This window comes from Methylomonas sp. ZR1 (assembly GCF_013141865.1).
Lineage (GTDB): Bacteria > Pseudomonadota > Gammaproteobacteria > Methylococcales > Methylomonadaceae > Methylomonas.
This window is the reverse complement of sequence record NZ_RCST01000001.1, coordinates 4,527,115-4,543,740: the sequence shown is the minus strand read 5'-3', so window position 1 is coordinate 4,543,740 and position 16,626 is coordinate 4,527,115. Positions and strand designations below refer to the sequence as shown.

Annotated in this window: 15 protein-coding genes; 6 read left to right on the top strand and 9 right to left on the bottom strand. The window is 52.4% G+C overall.

Annotation, left to right across the window (positions count from 1 at the left end; translation table 11 throughout):
- Positions 1-68: 68 nt before the first annotated feature.
- Genes DDY07_RS20650 through DDY07_RS20635 form a run of 4 tightly spaced genes read right to left on the bottom strand, consistent with a single transcriptional unit; the run spans position 69 to position 4,007 of the window.
- Positions 69-533, bottom strand: coding sequence for a DciA family protein (locus DDY07_RS20650; protein ID WP_171697273.1), 465 nt, complete (start codon positions 531-533; stop codon positions 69-71).
- Positions 530-2,173: a hypothetical protein gene (locus DDY07_RS20645; RefSeq protein WP_171697272.1), complete on the bottom strand. Its 1,644-nt coding sequence runs from the start codon at positions 2,171-2,173 to the stop codon at positions 530-532. Before DDY07_RS20645 ends, DDY07_RS20650 begins: the two co-directional genes overlap by 4 nt.
- A 25-nt stretch (positions 2,174-2,198) precedes the next feature.
- Complete coding sequence (locus tag DDY07_RS20640; RefSeq protein ID WP_033156796.1) at positions 2,199-2,564, bottom strand: membrane protein; 366 nt, start codon at positions 2,562-2,564, stop codon at positions 2,199-2,201.
- Positions 2,565-2,567: 3 nt separating this feature from the next.
- Positions 2,568-4,007 carry a UbiA family prenyltransferase gene (locus DDY07_RS20635; protein ID WP_171697271.1) on the bottom strand — a complete coding sequence of 480 codons (1,440 nt, stop codon included), beginning with the start codon at positions 4,005-4,007 and terminating at the stop codon, positions 2,568-2,570.
- Between the two features lie 290 nt (positions 4,008-4,297).
- Here DDY07_RS20635 and DDY07_RS20630 point away from each other — a divergent pair, with 290 nt between their 5' ends.
- Positions 4,298-5,053, top strand: a complete 756-nt coding sequence (locus tag DDY07_RS20630) for a pentapeptide repeat-containing protein (protein ID WP_253734560.1) — start codon at positions 4,298-4,300, stop codon at positions 5,051-5,053.
- Between the two features lie 13 nt (positions 5,054-5,066).
- Complete coding sequence (locus DDY07_RS20625) at positions 5,067-6,464, top strand: amino acid permease (protein ID WP_171697270.1); 1,398 nt, start codon at positions 5,067-5,069, stop codon at positions 6,462-6,464.
- A 321-nt stretch (positions 6,465-6,785) separates the two neighbouring features.
- On the opposite strand, the gene DDY07_RS23955 is transcribed toward DDY07_RS20625, so the two are convergent.
- The 5 genes from DDY07_RS23955 to speA form a co-directional block, all read right to left on the bottom strand.
- Positions 6,786-7,442 carry a hypothetical protein gene (locus tag DDY07_RS23955; RefSeq protein ID WP_216614792.1) on the bottom strand — a complete coding sequence of 219 codons (657 nt, stop codon included), beginning with the start codon at positions 7,440-7,442 and terminating at the stop codon, positions 6,786-6,788.
- Positions 7,443-8,410: 968 nt separating this feature from the next.
- Positions 8,411-9,730, bottom strand: a complete 1,320-nt coding sequence (locus DDY07_RS20615; RefSeq protein ID WP_171697269.1) for a UDP-glucose/GDP-mannose dehydrogenase family protein — start codon at positions 9,728-9,730, stop codon at positions 8,411-8,413.
- Positions 9,731-9,746: 16 nt separating this feature from the next.
- Positions 9,747-10,613: an NAD(P)-dependent oxidoreductase gene (locus DDY07_RS20610; RefSeq protein ID WP_171697268.1), complete on the bottom strand. Its 867-nt coding sequence runs from the start codon at positions 10,611-10,613 to the stop codon at positions 9,747-9,749.
- Between the two features lie 71 nt (positions 10,614-10,684).
- Positions 10,685-11,293 carry a GDSL-type esterase/lipase family protein gene (locus tag DDY07_RS20605; protein WP_171697267.1) on the bottom strand — a complete coding sequence of 203 codons (609 nt, stop codon included), beginning with the start codon at positions 11,291-11,293 and terminating at the stop codon, positions 10,685-10,687.
- 64 nt (positions 11,294-11,357) lie between these two features.
- Positions 11,358-13,205 carry a biosynthetic arginine decarboxylase gene (gene speA / locus DDY07_RS20600; RefSeq protein WP_171697266.1) on the bottom strand — a complete coding sequence of 616 codons (1,848 nt, stop codon included), beginning with the start codon at positions 13,203-13,205 and terminating at the stop codon, positions 11,358-11,360.
- A gap of 62 nt (positions 13,206-13,267) precedes the next feature.
- Between speA and speE the strand changes: the two genes are divergently transcribed.
- The 4 genes from speE to DDY07_RS20580 all read left to right on the top strand — a co-directional run bounded on the left by speE (position 13,268) and on the right by DDY07_RS20580 (position 16,610).
- On the top strand, positions 13,268-14,113 hold the full coding sequence (gene speE / locus DDY07_RS20595; RefSeq protein ID WP_171697265.1) for a polyamine aminopropyltransferase: 846 nt from the start codon (positions 13,268-13,270) through the stop codon (positions 14,111-14,113).
- A 250-nt stretch (positions 14,114-14,363) separates the two neighbouring features.
- Positions 14,364-15,278 carry a GGDEF domain-containing protein gene (locus tag DDY07_RS20590; RefSeq protein WP_171697264.1) on the top strand — a complete coding sequence of 305 codons (915 nt, stop codon included), beginning with the start codon at positions 14,364-14,366 and terminating at the stop codon, positions 15,276-15,278.
- A 163-nt stretch (positions 15,279-15,441) separates the two neighbouring features.
- A complete protein-coding gene (locus tag DDY07_RS20585) occupies positions 15,442-15,879 on the top strand; it encodes an exosortase system-associated protein, TIGR04073 family (RefSeq protein WP_033156807.1) in 438 nt (145 codons plus the stop codon).
- A 35-nt stretch (positions 15,880-15,914) separates the two neighbouring features.
- Positions 15,915-16,610 carry an OmpA family protein gene (locus DDY07_RS20580; protein WP_171697263.1) on the top strand — a complete coding sequence of 232 codons (696 nt, stop codon included), beginning with the start codon at positions 15,915-15,917 and terminating at the stop codon, positions 16,608-16,610.
- Positions 16,611-16,626: the final 16 nt, after the last annotated feature.

Sequence of the window (16,626 nt, the reverse complement as noted above, 5' to 3'; positions counted from 1 at the left end):
GCATCACACAGACATTAAGCTGTGCCGTGGCCGGTCAACTTGATCGGCCACAATCCTGCCAAAACCTACTAATCTTCCCGCAAGCGTTTCGCCAACGTAGCACCCAAACGCGCCAAAGCCGCCGCCAAAACATCCTGTTCATCCGCCTGCTTAATCTGCTGTGCGATCAAACCGACATTTTCCGCTGACGGCAAGCGCGGTGTGCGTTTTGGCCGAATCGGCTCGCCTGTCGGCGGGACAATCCGTACTTGCAAGCGGACAATATAGGGATGCCCCGCATCATGCAATTTGTCTAAAATCGCTCGATTGAAAAACCGAATTTGCGATGCCCAGCTGGCCGAATCGCAGTACAACAGTATCTGCGCACCTGACGCCACGCAATGTTGAGCATGCGGAGCAATCTCAGCCGGTAACGCCGTCCTGACAATGGTCAGCAAGGCCTGTTGCGCGTTAATTTTGGCCACACACAGATTCAACTGCTTGTTGTCAAAATCCAGCGCGGTCTTAAACACATTTTTGCGATAACGAGTCATTGCAAATTCATTTGCTCTGAGCCGACTTTTGGATATTCCAGAATCAGGCCCTGTTGATCGTTTTTAATAATATGCCAGCCATTTGCCACTATTTGCCGTTCATCAACGGCTGACAAAGGCAAATTTTCAGATTCCACACCGAATCGGCCCGGAAATAAACCGACGCGAATTGGTCTGCTGCCGGCTTGCTGTTTTATGTCACTGACAGCTTCGAGCACTGACATATACCCATCACCTGCGGACATGAACGCTCGCATTTCACCACCCTTTGTCCCTGCGGCAATGGCTTCAATCTGGCGGACTCGTGCGCCGCACTCTATCCGAAACACATGCGCCCAGTTCGATACCAAGTAAGTATCTGCCTGATTGCCGCACAAATAGGCTTTTCCAATTGAAAATGCCTGCGCCAATTTCGGGTAGTCGTTATCGCTGTTGCGGAAACTCTCCGAATTGACCGCATAGCTAGCATGGAAAAACACCAAGCAAACAGAAATCGCCAATTTGGCCTGCTTCCAGGCAATAATAGCGGGCTGCCTGCCATGATCAGCCAACAGCGCAAACATTCCAGCCCATAAAAAAGGCGAATATTGCAGGGTGTGGCGAAGATTAATCACCTCGCCCCATTGATAGCGGGTACGGGCAGCAACGACCACACAGGACCCCATGACCAGATAAATAGTTGAAATAGCCAAGGTTTTTTTACCGAAAGTCGGTAGATTGGAGCAACGGTATTTATAAGCCGCGTAGGCAGAGGCAACAATCAAAACCCCGAATCCCAGTAAACCAGGCAGCGACCAAGCCACATACCGGGCACATTCGCTACAAGCCGTTGCATCCTTTAGCAAAGCCTCGATATAGGTGCGTAAATTCTCGACAAAACCTATCGTGCTTGGCCCCATCACATAGGGATTCAGCGACCCAAACATCACTATATTTCTGAGCAGCAGCGGCGCTACGACCACGGCCATGCCAAACATCGCCGCAATAGCGCGCAGCAAAACAACGCGCCGTTCCCCAGCGGCACTGCTTAACCAGCAGTAGCAAAAATAACAAATAACGCTAGCCAGCAGCGCTAAATGCGCATTTCTGATTGCGTAAGCCATACCGGCAAGCAAACCAGCGAAGATAAAGCCGACGATGGACCGCGAGTTAAGCGTCAACCCAATAACAGCCACCGCTAACCATAAACCGAATACATCGGTCAGCCCCATCAGCGAATGCTTGAGCACACCGGGTGATAATGCTGCTAATCCGGCCAGCAGCAAAGCATAAAGAGGTCCAAGGCTCTGCCGAAAACTAAAAAATAATAACCACGGCAATGTAATGGCAGAAAAATGCGCCAAACCTATCGCGGCATCTTTCGCATCGATACCGAAACTGGAAACGGCCGCCAGAACGACAGCAAAACCCACGGGAAACAAACGATTCTCGACCTGATCCTGATCTCCCGGCGCCAAGCCATACGGAGTAATCAGCAAGCTGCCTGAATTGAGAAAATTTCTGGCTTGTTCGATATAGCTGGCGCTGTCAGGCGTAAACGGAAAACTCGGCGACCGGTAGTGCATATGCACCATCATCACTAGCGATATCGCCGACAGAATGCATAATTGATGTAAAAGAGCTCTGAGTTGCCAAGTCATACTTATTAGTTATCTCGTAATAGGGTCAGGAATTGGCTACCAGCCAAACGCCCTCGCAAATCAGCAAAATGCCCAAGACGCGGAAAGCAGTGACAGTCTCGCCGAGCAGCATGCCGATCAGCACAGTTAATGCGAAACCCAGTCCTACCAAGGGATAGGCTTTACTGACATCCCAGGATGCCAAAACCTTCAACCAAACTATGGCGCCGACACCGTATAAGGTAAACCCGGCAAACACAAATTTGTTGGTAAATACGATCCAAGGCAGGCGTGGTGTCAGCGGCCCGGCCATCGCCTGCTTGACATCCACACTGGACATGCCGAGTTTCAGCATAAACTGCGCGGCGACAGACAGGACGATGCTAAAAATAGCGATCAGTAGAATTTGCATGGCTTATTCCCAATGTGAAAAATGAGCGGCTAATGTGGCGAACAGCATCAAGAGCACTGTGATCCGGCTACCGAAGTCGCGAACCGCAAACACCAGCGGGTCGTCGTGCATTTCCCCGCGAGCGGTTTTAATCCACAGGCGTGCTAACCAATAAATCAAGCCTATCGCCACAAACCATAACAGCTGCGGATTTAGGTAACGTATCTGAGTCTCCGCCGAGGTAATAAATAAACCAAACACCACCACCGCGCACAACGCGGAACTGACACCCAAGGGCCAAAGCACTACCAGATCCACCGCCCGATAATCGCGGCCGTGTGTGGTTTCCCGGCCTTTTTGTTGCAAAGCGACCAGTTCGGAACAACGCTTGACTAAAGCCAGACTGAAAAAGATAAACACCGAAAAAGCCAACAGCCAGGAACTGGTCGCTACCGACGCGGCCACGGAACCGGCAATAATCCTGAGCGTATACAGCAGAGATAGCACCATTACATCGATCAATACATAGGATTTCAATAGCCATGTATAAGTAGTGGTGACGAATAAATACAGCAGCAACATACCCAAAAAGGCCTGCGACACGGCGAGCGCTAACACCAGGCCGGTCAGCAATAACCCGCAAGCGGCTGCCAGACCTTTCAGAATGGGCAATTCAGCGCTGGCAAACGGCCTAAATTTCTTACGCGGATGATTACGGTCGCTGTCCAGGTCCCACAAATCGTTACCCATATACGTGGCGGACGCGGCCAAGGAAAACCCGAAGAAGCCCAGTACAACGGTACCCAACTTATCCAAATCATCAAACGAAAAAGCCGTTAGCAGCGGCACGAATATCAACAAATTTTTCAGCCATTGGTGCACCCGCAGCGCGCGCAACCACAACCGGATTTGGTTCAGGTTGGCAGTAAATTCCTGTTCTATCGGTGTATGTTCCCGCACAAATTTCGCGACCGGCTTTGAGGTATTAACCAGGATTGCGGCTTGCGCGGCTCGCCAAATCGGCAAATCGGCCTTGCTGTCGCCGGCGTAAATGAAATTCGGCCCCACTGCCTGGCGGATGGCCTCCAGCTTGTTGACACCTTTTAAATTTCGGCTTTCGTCGCTGCCTAACACCTTATCGAACAAATCCAAATGCTTGGCAACCGCATCGGCAATATCGGTATGCGCCGCGGTAGCCAACACCAACTGTCTACCTTTGCGTTTTTCCGCGCGCAGATAGTCCAGCAAATCGGTTCGATAAGGCAAATTCTCGACATCAAGGGCCGATGCTTGCGCCACGCGCGCTTTAAACGCCGCTCGCCCCTTCGCTAACCAAAACGGCAATTTGAATATAGCGTGCGGCTGCCGTTTACAGACCTGTAATACCGATTCGACCAAGGTGTCGGTGGGCGTCAGCGTGCCATCCAAATCAACGACAAGCGCGGCTAGCGAAGTTTCTGTCATGTTATGTTTCTTTTAGAGTGATTGGTGCAACGCTGAAAAAATCGAAAATATCTGGCTCATCGAAGGCATTGTAATGTAACAGCAATTCCGCAAGCTACGTTTAACTGGGGCCGCGCGGCCACCCACAACCTCCCTTGGCCGCGTCCCGCTTAATCCCCAGAAAAATCCAAGTACAATCCCGGCAGCATTTTTCTCGTTGAGTCTGTCTGTGACCCTGTTACTATCAACGACAATACGGTCCTGCCAAGCGGATTATCCGAATCAACAATGACAATATTGCGGAGGTTTTAATGACAAACTTATCGATCAAAACATTTCTAGCGCTATTTCTGGCGAGTCAAAGCATAGCCCATGCCGCCGATCTCACCCGCGCCCAAGTCGAGCAAATGCTGGCCAAGGCCGACAAGCAACACCCCGCCGACCTGCGCCGTAAGGATCTAACCGACCTGGACTTGTCGAATCTGGATTTTCGCAATGCCGACTTATGGGGCGCCGACCTGCGACGCTCCAATCTGAATAAAAGCAATCTGCAAGGCCTGACGCTGGATTTGACGGTGATGACCAATATCAAGCTGAGCGCCGCTAATCTAGCCAACACCAGCATCTTCGGCGTCAGCCTGATGCACGCCGACCTGAGCAACGCCGATATGAGCGGCAGCCGGGTAGTGGCGATCATGGATGGCGCGAATTTAAGCCACGCCAATCTCAGCAATGTGCAATGGGCGGCGGACATGAAGAATCAATCGATGGGCCTGATGCGCGCCAGCTTGAAAGGCGCCAATTTGACCGGTGCCAATCTCAGCAACGCCCAGCTTGGCCGGGCCATGTTAAAACACGCCAAACTGAATAACGCCAACTTACAAAACGCCGATCTGTATTCCGCCGAAATGGACGGCGCCAATCTGACCGGTGCCAATCTGACCAACGCCAATTTCTCGCAAGCCAAATTGCACGACGCGATTTTTACCGAGGCCGTGACGACCGGAACGCGCTTCGACGGCGCCCAAAACCTGCCCGATTCCGTCAAGCCCACCTCTTCCAAATAATCGAGACCACTTCATGCAAATCCCCAAGCAATTACTGCAACGCAAATCCGTCGAAGCCCTAACCGACGTGGAACACGGCTTAAAGCAAACCCTCACCGCCAAGGACTTGACCATCCTGGGCATCGGCGCGGTCATCGGCGCCGGCATCTTTGTGCTGACCGGCATCGCCGCCGCCAAATATGCCGGACCTGCCATCGTAGTGTCGTTCATTTTGGCCGGCATCGCCTGCGGCCTGGCGGCCATGTGTTACAGCGAACTGGCGGCGATGATTCCGGTTTCCGGCAGTGCCTACAGTTACGCTTACGCGACGATGGGCGAACTGATGGCCTGGATCATAGGCTGGGATTTAATCCTGGAATACGCCCTGGCCAGCAGCACGGTGGCAATAGGCTGGGCCGGCTACCTCACCAGTTTTCTGGAAAACTTTGGCGTGCATTTACCCACCTATCTCACCACCGCCTATCTGGCCAACCCCGCAGCCGGCTTCATCAATCTGCCGGCGGTGGCAATTATTTTATTGCTGACCGGCCTGTTGGTGATCGGCATCCGCCAATCGGCCATCTTCAATTTCGTCATGGTGTTAATCAAACTGTCGGTAATTGTCGTCTTCATCATCGCCGGCTCCCAACACATAGAAACAGGAGAAAATTGGTCGAACTTCATGCCTTTCGGCTTCGGTGGCGTATTGACCGGGGCCGGGGTAATTTTCTTTGCGTACATCGGCTTCGACGCCGTTTCCACCGCCGCCCAGGAAGCCATCAACCCGCAGCGCGACGTACCTATCGGCATCATAGGTTCGCTGGCAGTCTGCACCTTGCTTTACATTCTGGTGGCAGGCGTATTGACCGGCATCATTTCCTACACCGAACTCAACGTCCCAGCACCCATTGCGCTGGCGGTCGACCATGTCGGCATGGGCTGGCTGTCACCGATCATTAAAATAGCCGCCATCGCCGGCTTGACTTCGGTGATGTTGGTGCTGTTGATGGGGCAGAGCCGGATTTTCTTCTCAATGGCCAAGGATCAATTGTTACCGCCGCTATTCGCGCAGGTGCATCCGAAATACCAAACACCGCATTTATCGACCATCCTGGTCGGCGTCGCGGTCTCCTTACTCGCCGGTTTCATGCCTATCGAGAAGCTTGGCGAGTTGGTCAGTATCGGCACTTTGTTCGCGTTCGTGTTGGTGTGCGGCGGCGTCTGGATTTTACGTAACAGCCATCCGGAAATGGAACGCCACTTCAAATGCCCAGCCGTGCCTTACGTGCCGATTGGCGGGATTTTGGTGTGTTTGAGTTTGATGGCGGGATTGCCGGTGGATACCTGGATTCGCTTGTTTGTTTGGCTGCTGATTGGGTTTTTGATTTATTTTGGGTATGGGGTGAAGCATAGTCAGCTTCGGTCTTCCTAACTTTTTGGACTGAACTGGTCCGTTCGAACTGATCTGGTCTAAGGACTAATGTGATGTGTCGCTGGCGCGACGGGTTGTTTGTAAGTCGGGTCTCGGCCCGACAGCCGAGATACTTTCTTTTGCGTGGCCAAAAGAAAGTATCCAAAGAAAAGGCCACCCGGATGCCGCTCATTCCCTGCGCTCCTTGCTTTTGAACGGGGTTGCCAAAAGGGGCTTCCTGCCCCTTCGGCAACGCGATGCATCCCTGCATCGCCCCTAACGGGCTAATCCGTTCAAAAGCTCCGGTGCTCGGCGCGGCATACGGGAGAGAACCACGCTGCGTTAGCCATGGCTGAACTTTGACAGCAGGAATTGTTCCACGAAACCCAATACGCTGCTTACATCTGGTTCGGCGATTTTGTCCCACTCAGCATGCATAGAAAGGTTTCTAATTCTAGGCATCGCGTCCAGCAGAGTCTTCTGAGCACCCACAACAAGGCCTGCCGACTTCAATGCATTTACTACTTCTTGCATGGTCTTGTCTCCGACAACAAGTCCATTGGCATCAGCAAATCGCTTAAGGGCATCTTCGAGTGCAGCACAGGCAAGAACGGCTGCAACGTCTTTGTGTCCTTCAGTAAGAGATTTGCGGGCGAGCGCTATAAAGTCGCCGAATACCTCACCGGAAACCCTTAACTCAACATCGAATACATAACCGCCCTCAAAGTCCTCTTTTGCGCTGAGAAATAGTGCATTCAAAGTTCTTACACTGTGTTCTGCTCCACGGCAGTTCCCATATGCCTTGAGAAAGTTTTGATAGTGAGGAGATGGCTCCCCAAATACTGCACGAATTAGGCTTTGTGCGCTTGTCGCCCATTTTTCCCATTGCCCGTCGGCAACCCGCCTGTCAGACCTTCCCGCGCCATAAGGCGTGAAAATGATGGAAGAAAAGCTCGCCTCCAATTCAGTAAAACGGCGTGCAAAGGTTTCTCTAAGCATAATTTATGGCTAACAATTAGTTAAAAGAACAAGCAATAAAAGCGGAACCGCATAAGCCTCAATGCATAGGATATGATAGGCGTTAGCCGTATGACACCGAATATTGGCCTTCAAATGAGTGCAATACGTTGGCGCTATGTACCCTATAGCTTCCAATTCTACACAACCTCCAAATCAATGGATGGTTTTCTCCCGTATGCCGCGCCGAGCACCGGAGCTTTCGGCGGGAATAGCCCGAAGGGGTGCGGCAAGGCCATAAGGCGCAATTCGTAGGGCGTCAATAGGCGCAGCCGTATTGCGCCGTATGTTGGCCTTAAAGCATTCGGATCGGCTCGGGATGACGGGATTGCGCCCGTCACCTCTGCCACACCACCGGACATGCGGTTTTCCGCATCCGGCGGTTGAATCCAACAGCCCAAGCTGTTGAGAGTTCTGATGGCACAACTAAACCATAACGCCTCAACGTGCCATTGCCCAGGACTTTGTGTAGGACAATGCTTTTCGCAACACCCCAAGCTCCGCCTGTACGATTGACCTCGTTTGATAGCTTGGTCTAATGTTACCGCTGGCGCGGATAGTCTGCATTCCCACGCGGCGCGTGGGAACGAGGGAATCAACCGACTTTCAATTCCGGGACGGTTTTTTCCCGTATGCCGCGCCGAGCACCGGAGCTTTTGAACGGAACAGCCCGTAGGGGCGATGCAGGGATGCATCGCGTTGCCGAAGGGGCAGGAAGCCCCTTTCGGCGACCCCGTTCAAAAGCGAGGAGCGCAGGGAATAAGCGGCATCCGGGCCGCCTTTTCTTTGGGTACTTTCTTTTGGCGGAGCAAAAGAAAGTACCTCGGCTGTCGGGCCGAGACCCGACATTAAATTAAAGCCGTCGCGCCAGCGACACCTTCCAAGAAAAACAATGAGGCATGATTTTAATTCTCCTCACCCCGCCCCTCTCCTGCAAGAGAGGGAGAGAGTTACCGTCCAATCGCGTAATACTGCAACCCAAACTGCTTAACCAACCTCGGCTCATACATATTCCGCCCATCGAATATCACCTTGTCTTTCAACAAGCGACCCAAATCGTCGAAATCCGGGCTGCGGAACTGCTTCCATTCGGTGACGATGATCAATGCATCCACGTCGCTTAGAGTGTCCGCCTGCTTGGCGCAGTACACCAATCCGGCTTTATCGCCGTAAATACGGTGCGCTTCTTCCATTGCTTCCGGGTCGTAGGCTCGGACTGTGGCACCGGCATCAATCAAGGCTTCCAGCAATACCCGGCTGGGTGCTTCGCGCATGTCGTCGGTGTTGGGTTTAAACGCCAGGCCCCACAAGGCAAAGGTTTTGCCTTTCACTCCGTTCGGATAATGCGTGGAAACTTTTTCAAACAGACGGTGCTTTTGCCGGTCATTGACGTTTTCCACCGCACTGAGCAATTCGGCTTGATAACCGTAATCGCGCGCGGTGCGTTCCAACGCTTTCACATCTTTCGGAAAACAGGAGCCGCCATAGCCGCAGCCAGGATAAATAAAGCTATAACCGATACGACTGTCGGAGCCTATGCCGTGCCGGACGTTTTCAATATCCGCACCCAATCGCTCCGCAAGGTTGGCCAATTCGTTCATGAAACTGATTTTGGTGGCCAGCATCGCGTTAGCGGCGTATTTGGTGAGTTCAGCGGAACGGATGTCCATGGTGATGACCCGCTCCCGGCTGCGGTTGAACGGTGCGTACAGCGCTTTCAACAATTCGGCGGTTCTAGGGTTGTCGGTGCCGATGATAATGCGGTCCGGTTTCATGAAATCGTCCAGTGCCGAGCCTTCTTTCAAAAACTCCGGATTGGAGACGACGTCAAACTCCAATTCCTGACTGCGCTCGGCCAATACATCCTTGATGGCCTGTTTGACTTTGTCGGCAGTGCCGACCGGCACGGTGGATTTATCGACGACGATTTTGTAATCGCTCATGTGTTCGGCGATGCTTTTCGCCACTGCCAACACATATTTCAAGTCGGCCGAACCGTCCTCGTCCGGTGGCGTACCAACGGCGATGAATTGAAACAAGCCAAAATCCACGGCCTCTTTAACATCAGTGGTAAAGCTCAAGCGGCCGGCGGCGACATTATCCTTGACCATTTCATCCAAACCCGGTTCGTAAATCGGGATGATGCCTTGTTTAAGTTGGTCGATTTTGCGCTGGTCGACATCCATGCACAGCACTTGATTACCCACTTCGGCCAGACAGGCGCCCGTCACCAAACCCACATATCCACTGCCAAACACCGTAATTTTCATCGTTACACCTTGTAAACTAATTGGAAGATCGTTTCTGTTTTAATCGATACAACGCGGAAATATCCTCGTCGCCATAACCTTTGGCCATCAGTTTGGCATAATCCGCCAGCGTGGCGACGGTTAGCGGACAACCTACGCCGGCATGCTGCGCCATATGCTGGGCTATTTTTAAGTCTTTATGATGAAGCGCCAGTTTAAATCCTGGCGGGAATTGGTGTTGCGTCATGCTCTTGCCGCGATGCTGTAAAAACCAGTTACCAGCCGCCCCGCCGCTGACGACCTCAATGACTTTGTCCATCGGCAAACCTTGCGCTTCCGCAAACGCCAAAGCTTCGGTCACCGCTTGGTTAATCCCCGCACACATAATCTGGTTCACTGCCTTGCAGGCTTGCCCGGCACCGACATCGCCCAGGTGTTCGATACGTGCGGTCATGGCCGCCAACACGGGCCGAACCAGCTCCAAGGTTTGCGCACTGCCACCGACCATCATGGCCAACGTGCCTTTGTTGGCGCCTTCCACGCCGCCGGACACTGGCGCATCCAGAAATGCGGCATTCTTCTCCGCAAGTTTTTGCGCCGCGACAATCGCTGTTTCACTGCTGACCGTGGACATATCCACCACCACACTACCAGGGCGAACGGTTTTAGCGACTGCATCCACCACCATCAATACGTCTTTATCCGCCGACACACAGATCAACACGACGTCGACTTGACCGGCCAGTTGTTCGATAGTCTCGCAAGCCTGGACTTGCAATTCCGCCGCCAATGCCTCGGCTTTACTAAAGGTCCGGTTATAAATCGCGGTTAAGTAGCCGGCCTTGGCAAGATTACGCGCCATGCCTAGGCCCATTGCCCCCAATCCGATCAAGCCTACCCGCATGTTATATCCCCCGTAATATTGTCTGGGCCATTATAGCGTCTTAGTTGGGTCCTAACAGACCGTGCGGGCGATTATAACGCTCCGTGTTTTTGTAATAACGCGACAACATTTTCCGCCAAAAGCCGATACCCCCTATCATTAGGATGGACGGTATCCGACTTAAGCTCGTTATTTGCCAGAATCTTAGGCAAACTATCCAGATCGCTCGGCACGCCTTCAGATGCAGCCAGCTCTTCATAAACTTTCGCACTGTGCAAAAACACGATCCCAAACGCCGGCACACCCAACATTACGACCGGAATATGGCGTTGCCTGGCTTCGGCTATCATGGCTTTCAGATTATCGCGGGTTTGCTCCGCCGCGATTTGTTGCAAAATATCGTTGCCGCCGTGTATCAAAATTAATAGATCGGGCCGATGTTCATCCAGCAATGCCGGTAAACGCTGCCGGCCTGCACTGCTGATTTCTCCAGGAACGCCTTCATTAATGACCTCGCGGCCGGTCAGTTGCGTGAGTATGCTGGGGTAATCATGCTGGGCCGAAGCACCGGTTCCATAAGTCAAGCTATCGCCAAAGGCCAGAATGACGGCGTTATCCGGCAGCTTGCTTAAGGCTGGCTTTGATTTATTACAAGCCATACCACCGAATAGCAATGCCACAACCATCAGAACTATTTTCATGCTCGCCCTCAATCCTTTAAGCGCCTGGGGCGCAGCACCCTTATCTATCCTTCTATCGCCTTAGCTATTTTTCCAGGTAGGTATAAGCATTCAATCCGGCCAACAGTTCCTGCTCGAAAGCCTGCTTTTGCGCAGCCGTTAATCCGCTGACGCCCAACTTTTGCCGGTAGGCGGTTTTTAACGCTTCGGTATTGATATGCACATAATCCAGCAGTTCGCTGACATCCTCGCCTTCCATGAAGTCGCCGAAAATATAGCCTTGCTCGTCCAACTGCACGTTAATCGAATGCGTGTCGCCGAATAGATTGTGCATATCACCCAAAATTTCCTGATAGGCGCCGACCATGAAAAAGCCGATCAGATAGTCCTGATCTTCGGCAATGCTATGCAGCGGCATGGTGTTGGCGATGTTCTGATGATCGACGTATTGATCGATACGGCCATCCGAATCGCAGGTTAAGTCTTGCAGGACCGCACGCCGGTTGGGTTGCTGCTGCAGATTATGAATAGGCATGATCGGGAAAATCTGATCGATACCCCAAATGTCCGGCATCGATTGAAACAAGGAGAAATTGCAGAACACCTTGTCCGCCAGTTTTTCATCCAGCTCCTGCAAAATTTCGCGGTGATGGTGATTATCCAGGTTCAACTTGCGCTGAATTTGCTGACACAAACTGACATAGTGCTTTTCGGCTTCGGCCAGTTCGGTCAAAGACAAATCGCCTTGCACGAACTGGGCACGGGCTTCAGCCATGTTGAATTGGGCATTGTGATAAGCCTCGGCGATATTTTGCCCGCTGATGGTCACCGCCGTCGCCGCACCTTGCAGGCTTTCAACTTCGGTAACATTAGTAATCAACACCGCATGATGCGCGGTGATGGCCCGGCCGGATTCGGTGATGATATTGGGCTGCGGCAGACCGTGCTGCTGAGCCACGTCCGCAAAGGCGCGGACGATGTTTTCCGCGTACTCGTTGACGCTGTAGTTGATCGAACATTCCCGCCGCGAACCGCTGCCGTCGTAATCCACGCCCAGGCCGCCGCCGGCATCGACCGTGGTAATGTTTGCGCCAAGCTGATGCAATTGCAGGTAAAACTGGCCGGCTTCTTTCAAGGCCAATTTGATGTCGTGGATATTGGCAATCTGCGAACCCATATGAAAGTGCATCAACTGCAAACAGTGCAGCATGTCCACTTGTTGCAAACGGGCAATCAGTTGCAACACTTCGCTGGCGTGCAAACCAAACTTGGATTTCTCGCCGCCGCTGTTCTGCCATTTGCCGGCGCTGATAGTCGATAAACGCACCCGCAAACCGATCAACGGTGTGACTTGTAGCTTAGCGGCTTCTTCGATGATCATCTCCAGCTCGGACGGCTTTTCGATGACAATGAACACCGACAAGCCCATTAATTGGCCCATCAACGCCATGCGGATATAAGCCCGGTCCTTGTAACCGTTGCAGACGATGGTGCCGCCAGGTTTGGCCAAGCCTAAAATCGCCAATAACTCTGGTTTGCTGCCGGCCTCCAGGCCGATATGCTCGGCGGCAACGATGCTTTCCACCACATTACCTTGCTGATTGACCTTGATCGGATAGACCGGCGTGTAATGGCCGCTGTAATGGTTCGCGGCTCTGGCTTGGTCGAAGGCCTGCTGCAGCTGGCGGATGCGGTCGCACAAAATATCGGTAAACCGCACCAGCACCGGGAAGTTCAAGCCCTTGCCCCGCAAGGCCTGGGCAATATCGAACAGATCGATTTCGGTCGCGCAATCGGCTTGCGGCTTCACGCAGACATGGCCTTGGTCGTTAATTGAAAAATAACCGTTACCCCATTGCTGGATAGCGTAAAGCTGTTTGGATTGTTCAATCGACCAGGGTTGTGTCGGCACGCGCGGTATCCTAACTGTCATAAAGAGGTAGAAATTCTAAAGTATAATGATGAACGTTATATGACTTTTTATAGGACTTTCCCATGCTCGACGATCAATGGTTTAGCGAAGCCCAAGAGCCTTCCGGTTCGGCCTTCTCGTTAAAAATCAAACGCAAACTGCACGAGGAGCAATCCGAATTTCAGTTTCTGGAAATCTACGAAACCGAACAGTTCGGCAATCTGATGGTAATCGACGGCTGCACCATGGTCTCGACTCGGGATAATTTCTTTTATCACGAAATGATCAGCCATCCGGTGTTGTTCACCCATCCCAACCCGAAAAACGTGTTGATCATCGGCGGCGGCGACTGCGGCACCCTGCGTGAGGTATTGAAACATCCCAGCGTTGAATCGGCCGTGCAAATCGACATCGACGAGCGCGTCACCCGCTTGGCGGAAATCTATTTTCCGGAGTTGTGCGAATCCAACAACGATCCGCGCGCCGACCTGAAATTCATCGACGGCATCAAATGGGTAAAGGAAGCCGCGCCGAATAGCGTGGACATCATCATCGTCGACAGCACCGATCCTGTCGGCCCTGCTGAGGGCTTGTTCTGCGCCGATTTTTACAAGGATTGCTTCAGAGCGTTGAGTGAGAGCGGTATCGTCGTGCAACAAAGCGAATCAGCCCTGCTACATATGAAAATTCTCAAGGAAATGCGCGATGAAATGAAAGCAGGCGGATTTGCAAACTTCCAAACCGTATTCTTCCCGCAATGCATTTATCCATCCGGCTGGTGGAGCGCGACGATGGCCAGCAAAGCCGACTTGTCGAAGTTCCGCGAGCAGGACGCGGTCAACAAGGGTTTTGAGACTGTTTATTACAACAGCGACATCCACAAAGCCAGTCTGGCAATGCCGGAGTTTTTCAAAAAAGCCTTCGCTTAACCATTGCTCGAGCCGAAGCCACGCGCTTCGGCTCTGCTGAGCAGTTCTTACCGCACCACGCTGAACATGGCATCAAATCGTTTGGCCACGTGCTCACATCCCTTGCTAGCCATCCGCCTATCTGCGAAACTGACCCCTGTAGGAGGTTTCTTACAGCGCGCCTGATCGACAAGATAATCTCGCAATTGCCCGAGTAACCCCCAAAAACATATTTCATTACCCAAGCCAGGAGATGATTAGGACTCGCCCGATGACCACGCCTCCCGACAAAACTCAGTTAATCTTGTCCAACACCTTAATCGGCAAATTATCCGAAAACAGTCGTGACACTTCGGAGCTTGAGCCGTATTTGGTGGTGTTATCCGGTAGCGATCAAGGCAAGCAATACAAATTGCACCATCATCAGCATGTGTTGGGCCGCGAACCGGCCGTGGACATTCTGATTCCCGATCCTAAGGTCTCCCGGCGCCACGGCCGGCTCTGGGTACAAAACCGGCATATCCTGCTGGAAGACTTAAACTCCACCAACGGCACCTACGTCAATGGCAAGCGGGTCGCAAAACATAAACTCGAATTACTCGACCGAATCCTGTTGGGCGACACTTACTTAAAAATCGATTACAAACGCGCCAACGAAGCCAAATCCGAACAGGCGCTATACGCGGCGGCGAATCTGGATGCGATGACCAACATTCTGAACCGCAACGCCTTCATGCTGCGCGCGCAACAGGAATTGTCGTTTTGTAAACGCAACGAAACCCGATTAACGGTGATGATGTGCGACGCCGACCATTTCAAGCGCACCAACGACAATTTCGGCCATCTCGCCGGCGATCAGGTCCTTAAAGAACTGGCGAAAATCCTGAATGCGGAAATGCGCCAGGAGGATTTCCTGGCCCGCTACGGCGGCGAAGAATTCATCATGTTGTTGCGGGATATTTCCAGCGATGCTGCAACCACCTTGGCGGAGCGCATCAGACTGACGGTGATGCGGCATGCGTTTCAACACCAAAATCAGCCCATACCGACCACCCTGTCGATTGGCGTCTGCTCGTGCCGGATAATGGCCGACACCTCCCTGGAAGCCATTATTCAAGCAGCCGACGACGCCCTTTACCGCGCCAAGAAAAACGGCCGAAATCGCGTAGAAATCGACGCCCGATAACTTTAGCTTGCCAGCCGGCCAATACAAACACCTGGCTTCATAAGGTATTTGCATTTATCCGCGCCGTGCGTTACTGTCCAACTTCCAGTGTTTTCGGCGTTCTGCTGCTATGCTTAGGCATGCTACGTAGAATTAAATTTGTAACACCACGGGAGTATCTAACATGAATAAAAATAAATTCCTCACCACCTGTTTGCTGTCAGGTGCATTATTGGCCAGCCAAATGGCAAATGCGGACGAAAACCATCCGGGTTATCTGGCAGGTTTCACTTCCAGAGTTAGCCAAGGCTTTGCTAACACCACCTTCAGTTTTATTGAAATCCCTAAAAACGTGGTCAACATCACTCACGACCAAAACATTCTGCTGGGTTCAAGTTGGGGTCTGCTGCGTGGCGTAGCTCACACCGTCAGCCGCACCGTAATAGGCGTAGCGGAGCTGATTGCCTCGCCGATTCCCACCGATGAATTTATCTCTCCGCCCTACGTCTGGGATCGTTTTAGCGAAGATACCCGTTACTTCGGTCTGCATTACCCCGGCTACTGGACTCATTTCGGCCCGCTGGATCACGGCTATACCGACACGCTGGATCATGGCAAGTAACGCGGACGATACCGCTCGATATTGAGGATAAGATCATGACAAAAAAATACGTATACATCCCGCTTGCCGTTATGGCTCTGTCGCTGGCCGCCTGTTCCACTCCGAAAAAGGATGTGGCCGGGCTCAGCGCTGAGATTGATGCTGCATCCAAAGGTCATTACGGCCAAGCTTTGCTCCATGCTTCAGCGGCTGAACAGGACTTGAAAACCGCCAATCATGTGTTGAAACATTGGCAAAACGATTATTACTGGAACATCGACGAGACTCTGAAAGCGCAAGAGGCCGCAAAGTCGGCCGCGGCACACGTTTTGGCCTCGGAAAAAGAGTATTGCCAATGGCTGACCGAAGTCCATTCGCAAAACCACCATCACGTGGAAACCATTCACGAAACCGTGGCCTACTTTAAAACCGGCAGCCATGTGCCGTTTAAAACCAAGGAAGACACCATCAGCCATATCGGTCACTTTTTACACGACCATCCCGATGCGACAGCGACGGTCACTGCTTCCACCGACACAGTGGGTAAACCTGCGGCTAACCAAGCCTTATCGGAAAGAAGGGCCAAATCCGTTACCGAACTGCTGATTAAAAACGGTGCCAGAGCCTCGCAACTGGTCTCCAAAGCAATCGGCGAAGCGGGTGGCCCCGATAACACGGCGGATCAGAATCACCGGGTTGCCGTGGTTATTTCCGCACATCCCGACTATCTCGACTGCCCTAAATTTAAGTAAGCCCAACCCACCCTGC